Raw genomic sequence first — 14,741 nt, 5'->3', positions numbered from 1 at the left:
GACGACCGACCGGGAGGAGCACGGACGTGGCCGAGAGCACCATCCAGCAGCAGCCGCTCACGGGCTGGGACAAGCCGGAGCTGGACCTCAGCAACGCCGAGTGGCAGTCCAGCAGCCGGGGGCGGGGGGATGTCCAGATCGCCTTCGTCGAGGGATTCATCGCGATGCGCAACAGCGGCAGCCCCCAGAGCCCTTCTCTGATCTTCACCCCCGCGGAGTGGGGCGCGTTCGTTTCGGGGGCGCGGGAAGGGGAGTTCGACCTGACCTGAGGCCGGTCCACCCCGGACCGTCCGGTCCGGCGACCGCTTCCCGGGCCCTCCCGGACGCAGGGGTCCGGGGGTGTTCCCGGTCGCCGTGATCCCGCCCGCGACGGCGGGGCCGACGGGTTCCGGCCGACGGGCGGACCCCGCCCTCGCGCACGGCGAGCGGGCCCGGCCGAAGGCGCCGTCGGAACCGGTGCGTGCGGCCGTCCCCGGCCCGCGTCCGAACGACGGACCGGGACGCTCCCGACCGCCGCCGAACGGCCGCGGCCACGTACCATGGCCGCATGTCGTTCCTCCGCCGCCGCAGCGCCACCCCCGCCGGGCCCGAATTCGACGTTCTGGCCATGGATCCGGGCGACTGGCCCGGCAATCTGGGCGCCGGGCTGCTGCCCGCCCCCGACGGCACCTGCCAGGGCGTCTTCCTGCGCTACGACCTCTTCGGCGGCCGCGGCCCCGCCATGATCATCGGCAATCTGCCCGAGGGCTCCCCGGCCCGTGAGGTGGAGGAGGGGGAGATCCCCTTCGAGGTGGCCCAGCTGCTGCTCGCGCTGGAGAACGACGAGGAGGTGACCGTCGTCGGCGTCGAGGACATGCCGGTGATGCAGGGCGACAACCTGCTGATCGTGCGCCGGCTGAAGCTGTCCGAGGGGCGCATCTCCTGCGTGCAGTTCGACCGCAGCGACAACGTCCTGGTGACCATCGCCGCCTGGGACCGCCCCATCACCGACGACCTGTACGCCCTGCTGAAGCCGCTCCCGGCGGAGCTGTTCCAGCAGGGCTGAGGTGCGGCCGGGTCCGGTCCGGGGACCCGAGGTCCCAGGGACCTGAGATCCCAGGAACCCGAGGAGCTAGGAAGCCGACGGCATCGCCTTCACGTCCGAGGCCCGCACGAACGCCACCCGGTGGCCGTACTGGATCTCGTAGTACTGCTCGCGGCCGACGACGAGCCGGTGCGAACCCGTGGCGAAGGTGGCCGCGTAGTAGTACTCGCCCGGCACCTTGCCCCCGACCACGTACCGCTGCCCCTTGGGCAGCTTGTACGGCAGCGCGGAGAGCGGCTGGACCGGGACGCCCGCCGGATAGGCCGACGCCTCGGGGTAGGCGCGCCCGTAGAGCGGAACGCTCGCGACGCCGTCCCGGGGCGTGACCACCTGGCCCGCCGCGGGAACGGCCGTCGGCCGCGCGGCGGGGTTCTCGAACCACGCCTTCTGGCCGAGGTACCAGATCGCCGTCCAGTCGCCCCACCGGTCGGCGACCGCGTACTGCTGCCCGGTGGACACCCGTGACGAGGTGTCGTTGAGGCCCTCGGTCGGGCCCGAACCCTGGCCGACGTCGTTGATCAGCGCGGACTTCTCGTCGTGGTCGGCGTACAGCCGTACCGCGCTGGAGCCGTGCGCGGCGCAGGTCTGACGCCGGGCCGCGCAGTCCGTGTACACCGGCCGGTTCGCGGCGTAGTCCGGCCGGATCGTCACCAGGCCGCCGCCACCGTCGGCGGTCGCCGTGAAGGGGGCTTCCAGCAGCTCGAAGTAGTGCCGCCAGTCCCAGAACGGGCCGGGATCGGTGTGCATCCCCGACACGCTCGCCGCCGTCGGGCCGGGCACGTTGTCATGGCCGAGGACGTGCTGCCGGTCGAGCGGGATGTCGTACCGGTCGGCCAGGTACTTCACCAGTCGCGCGGACGAGCGGTACATGGCCTCCGTGTACCAGGAGTCCGGCGCGGAGAGGAACCCCTCGTGCTCCAGGCCGATCGACTTGGAGTTGACGTACCAGTTGCCCGAGTGCCAGGCCACGTCCTTGGCCTTCACATGCTGGGCGACATGCCCGTCGGTGGCGCGCAGCGAGTAGTTCCAGGACACGTAGGTCGGGTCCTGGACCATGGTCAGCACCCCGTCCCAGCCGCCCTCGGTGTCGTGGACGACGAGGTAGTCGATGTCGGGCGAGGCGGGCCGGTCGGCGACGTCGTGATTGCCGTAGTCGTTGTCGCCGAACTGCTCGTACGGCGCCGGGATCCACTCGCAGGACACCGTGGACGGGCATTCGGCGCCCGCCGCCGAGACGTGGCGCAGACCGGTCCCGCGCAGCTGGGCGGTCCGCGGCGCGAGGCCCGGCCGCGCGGCGAGGGCGACCTTCTGGCCGGCGTCCGTGGTGCGCCGTTCACCGGCGCGCAGCACGCCGTACACGTCGTTCGCGTACGCGGCGGCGGTCGCGGCGTCGTCGGCGCCCGAGAAGCGCGCCACCGCGCCGTACCAGTCGGCCGGGTCGGCGCTCAGGGGCTCGCCCAGGCGCCGCTGGGCGTCGGCGAGCAGGGCGGCGCCGCCCGCGATGTTGGCCGCGGGATCGGTTCGCAGGGCCTCGGCGGCGAGGCCGGTGAGCTTCGCCGCCCTCGGCAGGGTGGTCAGACGCGCCGGGAGCCGCCCGCTCGACGGCGCCCGGACGTGCGGGGCCGGCGCCTGGGCCGGGGGCCGCGCCGAACGGCTCGTCCGGGCTGCCGGGGCCGTCCGGGCCGTCCGGCCCGTCCGGGCGGCGTCGCCGCGCGAGTTCGCCGTGCCGGTGCCGCGGTGCGGGGCCGCGGCGAGGGCCGCACGGACGTCGGTGAGATGCATCGGGCCGTAGCCGCCGGTCACGCTGGGCGCTCCGGCGTGCGTGTCCCAGCGGGACTGGAGGTAGGAAACGCCCAGCAGCACGCTCTGCGGCACGTGGTACTCGGCTGCCGCGGCCGCGAAGGCCTGCTGGAGGCTGTTCGCCGACCGGGGCGCCGCGTCGGCCGGGCGGGCGGCGCCGAGGAGCGGCAGCACGAGAGCCGCCGACGCCAGGGCGCCTGCGGCTCTACGGGTACGTCTGTGCGGTCCGGGGGGAGCGGCGGATTTGCGCAATGCGGCCTCCAGGGACGAGAGAGCGGGGCGTGCGGGCCGGCCGCGGCCGACTGGCCGGACCGGGCCGACAACCCGTCAATCATGCCCATACAGGGACGAATTCCCTCGTCAAGACACCGCACACGTCAGTCCGAGGTGCGCCGCCGTTCAGACGCACGGCGGACTGACGCTCCCTCAGCGCGTGCCGACCGCCGCGCGTACGGCCCGGCGGGCCAGCTGGCAGTCGTCGTGCAGTCGCCGCAGCAGCAGACGCTGCTCCTCGCCCGCCGGCGCGGCTCCCGCGTGGGCCGCCCCCGGAGCCGAGGGCGTGTCGTGCATCGAGCGCTGCACGGCCGTCTCGTAGGTGCGGATCTCGCGGGTCAGGACCAGCATCAGGTTCACCAGGAAGGCGTCCCGGGAGGCCGGGCCCGCCGACTGGGCGATCTGGCTGATCTGACGGCGCGCCACCGGCGCGTCGCCCAGCGCCGACCACAGCGTCGCCAGGTCGTAGCCCGGCAGGTACCAGCCCGCGTGCTCCCAGTCCACCAGCACGGGACCGGCCGGTGAGAGAAGGATGTTCGACAGGAGGGCGTCACCGTGACAGAACTGGCCCATGCCCTGCCGGCCCGTGGTGGCCGCGATGCCGTGCAGCAGCTTCTGCAGGTCGCCCAGGTCCCGGTCGGTGAGCAGACCCAGCTCGTGGTAGCGGGAGATGCGGGCGGCGTAGTCCAGCGGCGCGTCGAACGAGCCGGCCGGCGGCCGCCAGGCGTTGAGCCGGCAGATCGCGCCGAGCGCGGCCCTGACGTCCGCCCGCGGCGGGGCTTCGGTGGGGTGCCGCTGCAGGGCCGCCGCCCGCCCCGGCATCCGCTCGATCACCAGAGTGCAGTTGTCCGGGTCCGCCGCGATCAGTCTCGGCACCCGCACCGGGGGGCGCTGCCGGACGAACGTGCGGTATGCCGCTATTTCGTGCCGGATCCGCTCGGCCCACGCGGGGGAGTGGTCCAGTAAGCACTTGGCGACGGCCGTGCTGCGTCCCGTCGTGCCGACCAGGAGCACGGAACGTCCGCTGCGGCGCAGGACCTGGACCGGCGCGAACTCCGGACAGATGCGGTGCACCGAGGCGATCGCGGTGCGCAGTTGGGCGCCCTGGGGGCCGGACAGGTCGAGCCTCCCGCTGAGCGGTTGCGTGCCGAGCCCCGCGGGACGGCGCACGCCGCCCGCGCCGAGCGTGGGGGCCGCCGTTCGCGCGGGGGCGAGGTAGGGGCCGCCGCCGCCCGGGCGGGTGTGCAGCGACCGGGGCGGGGCGGACACGGAGGACGATGCTGCGTACATGGGGAACAGATCCCTTCGTGTGCCGGACGTCAGAGCGCTGCCCCGACCGGCCCTTTCGGGTGCACCCTGGGGAATGTCCCTCGGCGACCGGGTCGGGGTGGCGCTTTCCTACCTGACACCCGTCGCCCAGTGGCACACCATCTGGCGGACCCTGGCGAACCCTGGCGAATAGTCGCCCGGCAACTTTCACCGGGCTACTGTCAACTCAGCCGAGAACCTGGGGGCTTGACGTGAGCGGACAACCCAACACCCGTCTCTCGGATCTGTTCGGCCTGGCCGGCTGGTCCAAGGGCGAACTCGCGAGGCTGGTCAACCGGCAGGCGGCGGCCATGGGCCACCCCCAGCTGTCGACCGACACCTCCCGGGTGCGGCGGTGGATCGACACGGGAGAGATCCCGCGCGATCCGGTGCCGCGGGTGCTGGCGGCCCTGTTCACCGAGCGTCTCGGCCGTGTCGTGACCATCGAGGACCTCGGTCTGGTCCGGCACGGGCGTACAGGTAAACGGCCCGGCGGCGGGAGTGCTGAACACCCCGACGGCGTGCCGTGGGCGCCCGAACGGACTGCTGCGGTCCTCACCGAATTCACGGGAATGGACCTCATGCTCAACCGACGCGGTCTGGTGGGCGCGGGTGCCGCGCTCACCGCGGGATCAGCTCTCAGCAGTGCCATGCACGACTGGCTGCACACCGACCCCACTCTCGCCGCCGACGCTCCCGCCGTCGGCCATCCGCTCCTGCACCAGGCCGATCCCGCCGGGTTCGACCGCTACGAGGCCGCTCCCATCGGGGCGGAGGAGGTCGACGAACTGGAGCGCTCGGTCGAGGTGTTCCGGGCCTGGGACGCGGCCCGCGGAGGCGGGCTGCAACGCAAGGCGGTCGTGGGACAGCTCAACGAGGTGGGCGGCATCCTGGCCTACCGTCATCCCGCCCATCTCCAGCGGCGCCTGTGGGGCGTCGCGGCCAACCTCGCCGTCCTCGCCGGCTGGATGTCGCACGACGTCGGCCTCGAACCCACCGCCCAGAAGTACTTCGTCATCGCCGCCCATGCGGCACGGGAGGGCGGCGACCGGCCGCGGGCCGGTGAGGCGCTGTCCCGGGCCGCCCGGCAGATGGTCCACCTCGGACGGCCCGGCGACGCCCTCGACCTGATGAAACTGGCCCAGTCCGGCTCCGGCGAGGAGGTGCTGCCGCGCACCCGGGCGATGTTCCACACCATCGAGGCCTGGGCGCAGGCGGCGATGGGCAAGGGTCAGGCCATGCGGCGCACCCTCGGCCGGGCGGAGGACCTCTTCGTCTCCGACAAGGGCGACATGGTCGCGCCGTCCTGGATGCAGACCTTCAAGGACGAGGATCTGTACGGGATGCAGGCTCTCGCCTATCGCACGCTGGCCGAGTTCGAACCGCAGGCGGCCGCCCACGCCCAGTACTACGCGGAGAAGGCCCTGGCGCTGCGCGTCGACGGGCGCGAGCGGTCGAAGATCTTCGACCATCTGTCCATGGCGTCCGCCTGCTTCATCGCGGACGACCCCGAACAGGCGGACCGTTTCGCACGGCTGGCCCTGATGTCGATGGGGTCGAACTCCTCCCGGCGCACCTGGGACCGGCTGAGCCAGATGTACCGGCTCACCGCGCAGTACGCCGGCTATCCGAGGATCAGCGAACTGCGTGAGGAGATCCGGCTGGCGCTGCCGAAGCAGAAGGGCGCGAAAGGGGGCGACAGCGCCCGGGCGTGAGCGAGTCGGCTTCCTCGACGCGACCCGTCACCGGGTCGCCCGGCCTGCTACCGGGTCACCCGGGCGACGAGCACACAGGCGTCGTCGGTGCGTTCGTCCTCGCCGCACTCCCGCACCACTGCTTCGACGCACTCCTGGGAGCTGCGTGTTCCCTCCAGGAGGGGGGCCAGCGCGAGGAGACGGTCGGCGGGGGCCAGACCGTCTGTGTGCAGCAGGATCAGGTCGCCCTCGCGGAGGGTTTCCTCGGCCTGCTCGTACGCGGCGCGTGGGGCGGCTCCGAGCAGGGAGCCCTCCGGCGCCCGCAGCCGGCGTCCCGTCCCGTCGCGGAACAGCAGCGGGGCGGGGTGACCGGCCTGCGCCCACACCAGGGTGCGGGTCTGCGGCCGGTAGCGACAGCAGACGGCGCTGCCGAGGACCGGTCGGGCGGTGGCGTCCAGTAACTGGTTCAGCCAGGACAGCAGCCGGGCCGGCTGGGCGCCCGCCATGGCCATGCCGCGCAGGGCGCCCAACAGCATCGCGGTGTTCGAGGTGACGGCCGGGCCGTGTCCGGTGAGATCGCCGACGCCGAGCAGGGTCTCGGCGTCGGGGAGTTCGAGCGCGTCGTACCAGTCGCCGCCGATCAGGGAGGTGGTGGCGGCGGGCAGATAACAGGCGGCGACGTCGAGCGTGCTCGGGCCCTCGTGCGGCAGGCGCAGCGGGACGCGGTGCGGGGGCAGGACGGCTTCCTGCAACTGGGCCGCCAGCCGGTGCTCGGTCTGCGCCTGCCGCCGGGCCTGCAGCGAGTCCTGGCTCTCGCGCACCGCGCGCTGGGTGCGGCGCAGTTCGCTGACGTCCCGCAGTACGGCCCACATGGAGGCGGTGGCGCCGTCGGAGTCGAGCACCGGTTCGCCCATCATGTGCACGGTACGCGGGGTGCCCGTCGGGTGCAGGACGCGGAACTCGCCGTCGATGGGCCGGGCGTCGACCAGGCAGTCCGTGACCATCGCGGTCAGTCGGGGCCGGTCCTCCTCGAGGACGAGACAGGGGAGTTCGTCGAGGGTGAGCGGGGGAGTGGCGGGGTCGCGGCCGAGGATCCGGTAGAGCTCCTCGGACCACACGGCTTCGTCCGTCAGCAGGTTCCACTCGGCGCTGCCGACCCGGCTGAGCAGGGACTCACGCCGGGGAGCCGCGGCCGCGGGCGGGGGGCCGGCGGGCGGCACCGGCCGGGGGCCGTCCCGTAACTGGGCCAAGTGGGCGTCGAGGTCGTCGAGTTGGTGTCGCGCCAGATCGTAGAGGGCGCGCTGCCAGCGTCCCTCGGGGTCGGTCGCGTCGCCCTGGGCGTCCTGTCGTACGGCGTCCATGTCGCCCTTGAGCCGTCGGGTCTGCGAGATCAGCGCGTCCACCGAGCCGCGTGCCGGCGGCTGGGCGGCCGGGTGATCCGCAGAGACGTGGGGCGGCATGACGCTCTCCGATGCGGGACGGTTCGACGAAGGCTGACGCGAGGGCCGTTACGACTGTGGCACAGCCCGCGACGCGGTGTAAGGGATTTGGCAACACACGATTCGGTGGTGCTTCCGGCATATGCCAGTGTCTTCACGGAGGGGTGGACGAGTGCGGGTCGAGCTCCTCGAAGGGGCTTCAAGTCGTAGACAGAGTACGTGACTTGAGGGACTCGTGGGGCGGCCGAGATGAGTGTCATCCGGGTGTTCGACGGGCGTATGTTCTACGCCTTCAGCGGTGTGATGCAGGTCACATTAATTGGTCCCGGAGAAGGCGTAATGCGATCGGCCTCCGCGAGGTCCTATGTGCATGGACACCACTCTGGAACAACTCGTCCGCGCCCGGTTGATCACCGCGGAGGACCAGGCGCTGCCCGTGCCCGCCACGCTCCGCTACGACTCCGCCGACCCGTTCGCCGTGCACGTCGACTTCCCGCCCGAGGTCTCCCTCGCGGGCGAGCCGGTCACCTGGACCTTCGGCCGCGGGCTGCTGGAGCAGGGCGTGGACGGTCCGGCCGGGAGCGGTGACGTGCACATCTGGCCCTGTGGGCAGGCCCGTACGGTGATGGAGTTCCACTCGCCGCTCGGGATGGCCCTGCTCCAGTTCGACACCGGGGCCCTGCGCCGCTTCCTGCTGCGCAGCTACGCGGTCGTGGCCCGTGGCGGCGAGGACGTGGGCAGCGCGGTCGACAGGGGTCTGCAGGCCCTGCTCGGCAACGTCTGAGGTCCGCTCCCGCTCAGCGGCCGGCGGCGTACAGCCCGGGGCGCGCGGCGAGTTCGACGGCGACGCGCGCCCCGCTCCCGAGGGACCGGACCCCGGCCTCGGCGACGGCCGAGGCCGCGTAGCCGTCCCACACGGACGGGCCGGTGACCCGGCCGCGCCGGGTGGCGTCGACCCAGGTCTGCACCTCGCGGTCGTAGGCGTCCGCGAACCGCACGAGGTAGTCCTGCGGCACCTCCGCGCCGGCGGCGCCCCGTGCGGTGACGAGCATGCCGTGGTCGTCGCCGATACGCGCGCTGCCGGCCTCGCACACGGCCTCGCAGCGCACCTGGTAACCGAAGCCGCAGTTGACGAAGACCTCCACGTCGACCAGGGCGCCGTCGGCGGTCTCGAAGAGTACGAACTGGGGGTCCAGCAGGCCCTGCGGGGCGCCGGACGAGGGGCGCGGCCGCAGCACGGAGACCGAGGTCAGCTCGTGGCCGAGCAGCCAGCGGGCCGCGTCGATCTCGTGCGACACCGAACTGTCGACCAGCATCGCGCTGGTGAAGTCCGGCGGCGAGGACACGTTGCGGTGCACGCAGTGCAGCATCAGCGGCCGTCCCAGCCGTCCGTCGTCCAGCAGCGCCTTCAGCCTGCGGTACTCGGCGTCGTACCGCCGCATGAACCCGATCTGCGCCAGCCGCCGTCCGAGCCGGGCCTCCGCCTCCAGCACGCACAGCGCCCCCGCCGTGTCCGGCACCATGGGTTTCTCGCAGAGCACCGGAAGGCCGCGGGCGAAGGCCGCGAGCAGCGCCTCCTGGTGGGCGGGCCCGGGCGAGGCGATCAGCACCGCTTCGACGCCGGGCGCGTCGAGCGCGGCCTCCGCCTCCGTGTGGACCGTCACCGCATCGAGCCCGGCCACGGCCTCCTCGGCACGCCCCGCGTCGGGGTCGGCCACCGCGGCCACCCTGGCGCCGCTCACCACGCGGTCCAGACGGCGTATGTGGTCGGCGCCCATGTGTCCGGCGCCCAGCACCGCCACGCCCAACAGGTCGCCCACGCGCCCGCCCCCTCCCCTTCGACGATCACGCCGTAGCGTACGCCGCCGGGGAAAGCAGCTGAACAGGGCCGTGGCGGGCCGGCGGTCAGTAGCGCAACACGCCCGCGATGCCGTCCACGTCGCCCAGGGTGCCGTCCGGCACGAAACGCACCGCGGCGCCCGTCTCCAGGCACTGCTCGACGATCTCGTCGACGATGTCCTCGCGGGCGTCCAGGTCGCCGCTCGTGGCCGGGACGAGATGGTCGCCGTGGTCGCGGACCGTGATCCGGTAGTTCTCCTCGACCGCCAGCAGCCTGACCCGGCCCTCCCGCGCGTTCTGCCACAGCTCGTCGACGCCGGCCGCGAACATGCGGTGCCCGCGTGCCGAGTCGAGTACCCGGGTGACCGACGCCGCGTCCCGGCGGGACTCCGCGTCGAGCCGCGGGCGCACCGCCTGCCACACGGCCTCGGGCGGGCCGTGCGAGAGTCCGCCGTGCGCGATGTGCAGCGCGTCGCGGGTGACGCCGCCCAGCTCGTCGAGGAGCGACAGCGCCGCCGGCTCGCCGGTGACGACCAGCGGCCGCGGGTGTGCGCGCAGCAGCCTGCCCACGGCGGTGTCGGCGTCGCGCAGGAAGTGGCGGGTGCCCTCGTCGCGGAACGTGCTGGGCAGGTCGCCGGTCCGCTGCATGCGCTCGGCGTCGAAGTTCGGCTGGCTTCTGACCAGCGGGAAGCCGTTGGCGTGCTCCTCGGTCACCCGGTCGGCGCCGCCGTTCCACAGTGTGGCGCGGTCGGCGGAGACCGAGAGCGCCCAGAACGGCCGCTCGGCGGCCTGCGCGGAGACCAGGTTGCGCGTCAGGAACGTGTCGGAGAGCACGACGCGTTCGGGCACGGGACGGGCCAGCGACCACACCTGGTGCTCGCCCGGCGCCGCGTAGATGACCAGGCCGTCCTCGCTGTGCGTCAGGTCGACCTCGGCCAGGGCGCGGTCGAGCTGTCCCGCGACGTCGGCGCGCCGCTCGCGGGTGATCGCCGGGTCGTGCTCCAGCTGTCTCTTCGCCTCGGCCACGACGTTGCGCAGCCGGACCCGGTCCTGGGCGTTCCCGGGTTCGCGCCGGTGGGTCGGCGTCAGCACGGACACCGCCGGATACGGGCGCGGGCGGCGCAGTTCGGAGAGGGTGGCGGGGCTGAGTGCGTGCTCCATACGAGCACGATAGGTCCGAATCACGTATGGGGCATTCGGGGCAATATCAGGGCGAGGCCGGGTCAAGATCGGCGTCGGGGAGACGGGCGGGGTCACACTTCGGTCTCCCCGGCGGCCGCCGGTGACGACGACCCCGGCGGCCGGTTACCGTACGCGTCAGTAACCGGGACCGCACCGCAGGAGGCACCCATGCCGCAGCTCGAAGTCGACGGCGCAGCACTGACGTACGACGACGAGGGCCCGCACGACGGCGACGGCGTGCCCCTGGTCTTCGTGCACGGCTGGACGGCCGACCGGCACCGCTGGGACCACCAGCTGGCGCACTTCGCCGGGAAGCGCCGGGTGATCCGGTTCGACCTGCGCGGCCACGGCGAGAGCAGCGGGGCGGGCGTGAAGACGGTCGAGGAGCTGGCGCGGGACCTCCTCGCCCTCCTCGACCATCTGGAGATCGAGCGGTTCGTGCCGGTCGGCCACTCGATGGGCGGGATGATCGCGCAGACCGTGGCCCTCTCCCACCCCGAGCGGGTGGAGCGCATGGTGCTGGTGAACTCCATCGGCCGCATGACCTACAGCCGGGGCCGAGGACTGCTGATGGGCGTCTCCACCCTGGTCCCCTTCAAGCTGTTCGTCGCCGCCAACATCCAGCGCGCCTTCGCCCCCGGCTACCCGCGCGACGAGATCCGCGCGTACGTCAAGTCCTCGGCGGACACCCCGCGCGAGGTGGTCATGACCCTGTACGGCGCCATGCGGGCCTTCGACGTCCTCGACCGGGTCGGGGAGATCCAGGCGCCGACGCTGATGGTCCACGGCTACCACGACATCCAGCTCCCGGTGGGTCAGATGCTGCGGATGGCCAAGGCCTACCCGGACGCCCTCGTGCGCATCATCGACGCCGGACACGAACTCCCCGTGGAGAAGCCGGCCGAGCTGACCGCGGCGATCGACGCCTTCGTGACCGTCAGGTCCGCGTAGTCCTCGCGCGGCGTCACCCGAAGCTGTCCGGGTCCGCCGCCTTCCAGTCCGCCGCCCACGACTCGGGCGGTCCGGCGAGCAGTTCGCCCGGCGCGAGCCACTCGTACAGCTCCGCGTACGAGCACTCCGCGCCGGGCCCGGTACGCCGGACCAGGTGAGCGGGGGTGAGCCCGCCCGGCTCGCGCACGCCCATCGCCGCCATGATCCGCACCGCGTCACGGACCGTCTCGCGCTGGTAGCGCCGGACCTCGCGGGCCTTGCCGGCCACGTGCAGCGCGCGGGCCCGCGACGGGTCCTGCGTCGCCACACCGGCCGGACAGGCGCCGGTGTGGCAGCGCCCCGCCCGCACGCAGCCGACGGCGAGCATCATCGCGCGGGCCGCGTTGGTGTAGTCGGCGCCCTGCACGAGCCGTCGCACGATGTCCGAGCCCGACGCCACCCGCCCGCTGGCCCCGATCCGCACCCGGTCCCGGAGGCCGACGCCGGCCAGCGCGTTGTGCACGGTGATCAGCCCCTGGGTGAGCGGCATGCCCAGCCGCCCGGCGAACTCCGCCGGTGCGGCGCCCGTACCGCCCTCCGACCCGTCCACCACGACGAAGTCGGGCGTCACGCCCTCCGCCGCCATCGCGCGGCAGACCGCGAGGAACTCCCGCCGCGACCCCACGCACAGCTTGAACCCGGTCGGCTTGCCGCCCGCGAGTTCCCGCAGCCGGGCCAGGAACAGCACCAGTTCCCGCGGCGTCGAGAACGTCCGGTGGACGGGCGGCGACACCACGGGTTCGCCCACCGGCACGCCGCGCTCCCGCGCGATCTCGACGCCGACCTTCACCCCCGGCAGGACCGAGTCGCTGCCCGGCGCCGCGCCCTGCGAGAGCTTCAGCGACACGCACTTCACCTCGGGCAGCGCCGCCTTGTCCGCGAACACCCGCTCGTCGAACCCACCGTCGGAGGTACGGCAGCCGAAGTACCCCGTCCCGATCTCCCACACGAGGTCGCCCCCGCCGCGCAGATGGTGCTCCGACAGCCCGCCCTCGCCGGTGTCCTGGGCGAAACGCCCCAGTGCGGCGCCCCGGTTGAGAGCGAGGACGGCACGCGAGGACAGTGCTCCGAAGCTCATCGCGGACACGTTCAGCAGGGCCATGTCGTACGGCTGGGAGCAGTCGGGCCCGCCCACCCGCACCACCGGCGGCTCCTCCGCCGCCTCGACGGGACGCAGTGACGGCACCAGGTACTCGTGCCCGTCGTGCTCGCCGGCGGCGTCGGCCGGGTGCTCCGGGCCGGCGCCCCGGGGCAGCGCCCGTACCGTCGGGTACCGCAGCCGTCCGAGCAGCGGATGGTTGCGCGTCACGGAACGGCCCCGCTGCAGCAGATCCCGGACGCCGAGGCAGGCCGTGGCCAGCAGCGGTCCGGCGGCGAACCACCACCGGGCGGACAGGGCGGCCGCCGCGGCCGTCGCCACGGCCGCGCCCAGGACGACGAGCAGCAACGGCAGGAACCGGCGCACTCAGCCGGCGTCCTCGTCCGGCCCGCACGAGCTGCCGCTGGGCGGGAGCGATCCGTACAGCAGGAAGTCGTCGACCTTGCGGTGCACGCACTTCGACGATCCGTACCCGGTGTGGCCCTCGCCCTTGTTGTCGAGCACCACGGCCGACGAGCCGAGGCGCTTCGCCGTCTCCACGGTCCAGCGGTACGGCGTCGCCGGGTCGCCGCGCGTGCCGATCAGGAGGATCTTCGGGGTGCGCAGGTCCTTCACCTCGTCGCGGATGAAGTCGGTGCCCTTGGGGCGGCCGTAGCACAGCAGGACCTCGTTGAGCCGGTACCGGCCGAAGACCGGTGACGCCTTGTCGTAGGCGGTCCGCAGCCGTTCCAGGTCCGCGGTGATCCGGGCGGCGGTGGGCCGGTCCGGGTCGTCCGCGCAGTTGATCGCCATGAGAGCCGCGGGCAGGTTGTCGAGGGGTACGTCCTCCGCGTCGACCAGGGCGCCGGGGGAGGGATCGGTGCGGCCCGCGGCCCGCGGCGGCAGCGGGACCGGAAGCGGCACGGGGAACGGCAGCGGACGGGTGAAGCCGCCGGTCGTGAACCCGAGGACCCCGCTGGGGTCGCCGTTCTCGATCAGCTGGGCCAGCGCCCGCTCCAGCAGGGGCCACAACTCCCTGCTGTACAGGCCCTGCCCGAGGGCGCCCACCAGATCCTGTCCGGTGAAGTCGTCGCCGAAGTCGGTCGGCAGCGGATCCTCGTCGAGGGAGCGGACCAGCCGCACGACCTCCTGGCGCGCCACCCGCGGATCCTGCCCGAAGGGGCAGGCGATGTCCTTCACGCACCAGCCGACGAAGTCGTCCAGTGCCACCTGCTGGCCCCGGGCGCCCGCAATGCCCTGCTCGGTGAGCGGCTCGGTGAGGGTGTCGACCCCGTCGAGGACCATCCGGCCCACCTTGTCGGGGAACCGGGCCGCGTACACCGCACCGAGCCGGCTGCCGTAGGAGAAGCCGAGGTAGTTGAGCTTCCGGTCGCCGAGCGCCTGCCGCATGACGTCGAGGTCCTGGGCCGCGTGTACGGTGCCGATGTGCGGCAGGACCGGTCCGGAGTGCTCGGCGCAGTCGGCGGCGGCCTGCTTCAGCCGGCTGAGGAGCTTCGGCGGATCGGCGAGGGCCGTGTCGTCGTTCAGCGGGGCCAGCCCGCTCTCCTCGCCCTCCCCGCAGCTGACGGGGGAGGAGCGGCCGACGCCGCGCGGGTCGAGGGTGACCACGTCGTAGCCGTCCGTCAGGTCCATGAACTCCTTGCCGCCGTAGGCGAGTTCGGGGACGCCCGCGCCGCCGGGCCCGCCGAAGTTGAGCACCACCGAACCGCGCTTGTCGCCCGTGGCCCGGTAGCGGGCCAGCGCGAGGTCGAGCGTGCCCGCCTTGGGACGGGAGTAGTCGAGCGGGACGGTCAGCTTGGCGCACTGCAGATCCTTGGGCATGCCCTCGCCCTTGCACGCCGACCAGGCGACCTTCTGACCGGTGAACCGGGACAGGTCCGGAGGGTCGCCCCCGTCGCCCGCGCGGTTCGCGGCGACCGTCGGCAGACCCGCGCCGCCGAGCAGGGTCAGTGCGGCGGTCGCGGCGAGCGCACAGCTCCGCAGCCCGGGCCGCGTCGACAGATTGGCCAGCATCAGTGCCTCCAGGGACGCCC

General features: G+C 73.3%; 12 protein-coding genes. 5 read left to right on the top strand and 7 right to left on the bottom strand.

What is annotated here, in order from left to right:
• The first annotated feature begins 26 nt into the window (after positions 1-26).
• Both QF032_RS03480 and QF032_RS03475 read left to right on the top strand, forming a co-directional pair.
• Positions 27-269 carry a DUF397 domain-containing protein gene (locus tag QF032_RS03480; RefSeq protein WP_020126126.1) on the top strand — a complete coding sequence of 81 codons (243 nt, stop codon included), beginning with the start codon at positions 27-29 and terminating at the stop codon, positions 267-269.
• 278 nt (positions 270-547) lie between these two features.
• Positions 548-1,045: a hypothetical protein gene (locus QF032_RS03475; protein ID WP_306954988.1), complete on the top strand. Its 498-nt coding sequence runs from the start codon at positions 548-550 to the stop codon at positions 1,043-1,045.
• 66 nt (positions 1,046-1,111) lie between these two features.
• On the opposite strand, the gene QF032_RS03470 is transcribed toward QF032_RS03475, so the two are convergent.
• Positions 1,112-3,136 carry an N-acetylmuramoyl-L-alanine amidase gene (locus QF032_RS03470; protein ID WP_373430286.1) on the bottom strand — a complete coding sequence of 675 codons (2,025 nt, stop codon included), beginning with the start codon at positions 3,134-3,136 and terminating at the stop codon, positions 1,112-1,114.
• Between the two features lie 174 nt (positions 3,137-3,310).
• Complete coding sequence (locus QF032_RS03465) at positions 3,311-4,447, bottom strand: aminoglycoside phosphotransferase family protein (protein WP_307039858.1); 1,137 nt, start codon at positions 4,445-4,447, stop codon at positions 3,311-3,313.
• A 230-nt stretch (positions 4,448-4,677) separates the two neighbouring features.
• Between QF032_RS03465 and QF032_RS03460 the strand changes: the two genes are divergently transcribed.
• Positions 4,678-6,180: a DNA-binding protein NsdB gene (locus QF032_RS03460; protein ID WP_307054835.1), complete on the top strand. Its 1,503-nt coding sequence runs from the start codon at positions 4,678-4,680 to the stop codon at positions 6,178-6,180.
• Positions 6,181-6,227: 47 nt separating this feature from the next.
• Here QF032_RS03460 and QF032_RS03455 read toward each other — a convergent pair whose 3' ends face one another.
• Positions 6,228-7,619 carry a PP2C family protein-serine/threonine phosphatase gene (locus QF032_RS03455; protein ID WP_307039854.1) on the bottom strand — a complete coding sequence of 464 codons (1,392 nt, stop codon included), beginning with the start codon at positions 7,617-7,619 and terminating at the stop codon, positions 6,228-6,230.
• Positions 7,620-7,968: 349 nt separating this feature from the next.
• Here QF032_RS03455 and QF032_RS03450 point away from each other — a divergent pair, with 349 nt between their 5' ends.
• Complete coding sequence (locus tag QF032_RS03450) at positions 7,969-8,382, top strand: SsgA family sporulation/cell division regulator (RefSeq protein WP_306954997.1); 414 nt, start codon at positions 7,969-7,971, stop codon at positions 8,380-8,382.
• A gap of 13 nt (positions 8,383-8,395) precedes the next feature.
• Here the strand turns inward: QF032_RS03450 and QF032_RS03445 are convergent, their stop codons facing one another.
• Both QF032_RS03445 and QF032_RS03440 read right to left on the bottom strand, forming a co-directional pair.
• Positions 8,396-9,418, bottom strand: a complete 1,023-nt coding sequence (locus QF032_RS03445) for a Gfo/Idh/MocA family protein (protein ID WP_307039853.1) — start codon at positions 9,416-9,418, stop codon at positions 8,396-8,398.
• An 85-nt stretch (positions 9,419-9,503) separates the two neighbouring features.
• Positions 9,504-10,598 carry a baeRF3 domain-containing protein gene (locus QF032_RS03440; RefSeq protein WP_307039851.1) on the bottom strand — a complete coding sequence of 365 codons (1,095 nt, stop codon included), beginning with the start codon at positions 10,596-10,598 and terminating at the stop codon, positions 9,504-9,506.
• 189 nt (positions 10,599-10,787) lie between these two features.
• On the opposite strand from QF032_RS03440, the gene QF032_RS03435 reads away from it, so the two are divergent.
• On the top strand, positions 10,788-11,570 hold the full coding sequence (locus QF032_RS03435; RefSeq protein WP_307039849.1) for an alpha/beta fold hydrolase: 783 nt from the start codon (positions 10,788-10,790) through the stop codon (positions 11,568-11,570).
• A gap of 13 nt (positions 11,571-11,583) precedes the next feature.
• Here the strand turns inward: QF032_RS03435 and QF032_RS03430 are convergent, their stop codons facing one another.
• Both QF032_RS03430 and QF032_RS03425 read right to left on the bottom strand, forming a co-directional pair.
• The gene (locus tag QF032_RS03430; protein WP_307039847.1) at positions 11,584-13,074 is read right to left on the bottom strand and encodes an FMN-binding glutamate synthase family protein; all 1,491 of its coding nucleotides are present in this window, start codon (positions 13,072-13,074) and stop codon (positions 11,584-11,586) included.
• Positions 13,075-14,721 (bottom strand): alpha/beta hydrolase, encoded by a 1,647-nt coding sequence (locus QF032_RS03425; RefSeq protein ID WP_307060143.1) that lies wholly within the window; start codon positions 14,719-14,721, stop codon positions 13,075-13,077.
• Between the last annotated feature and the right edge of the window lie 20 nt (positions 14,722-14,741).

The organism is Streptomyces achromogenes, assembly GCF_030816715.1.
GTDB lineage: Bacteria > Actinomycetota > Actinomycetes > Streptomycetales > Streptomycetaceae > Streptomyces > Streptomyces achromogenes_A.
This window is presented reverse-complemented; position numbering and strand designations above follow the sequence as displayed.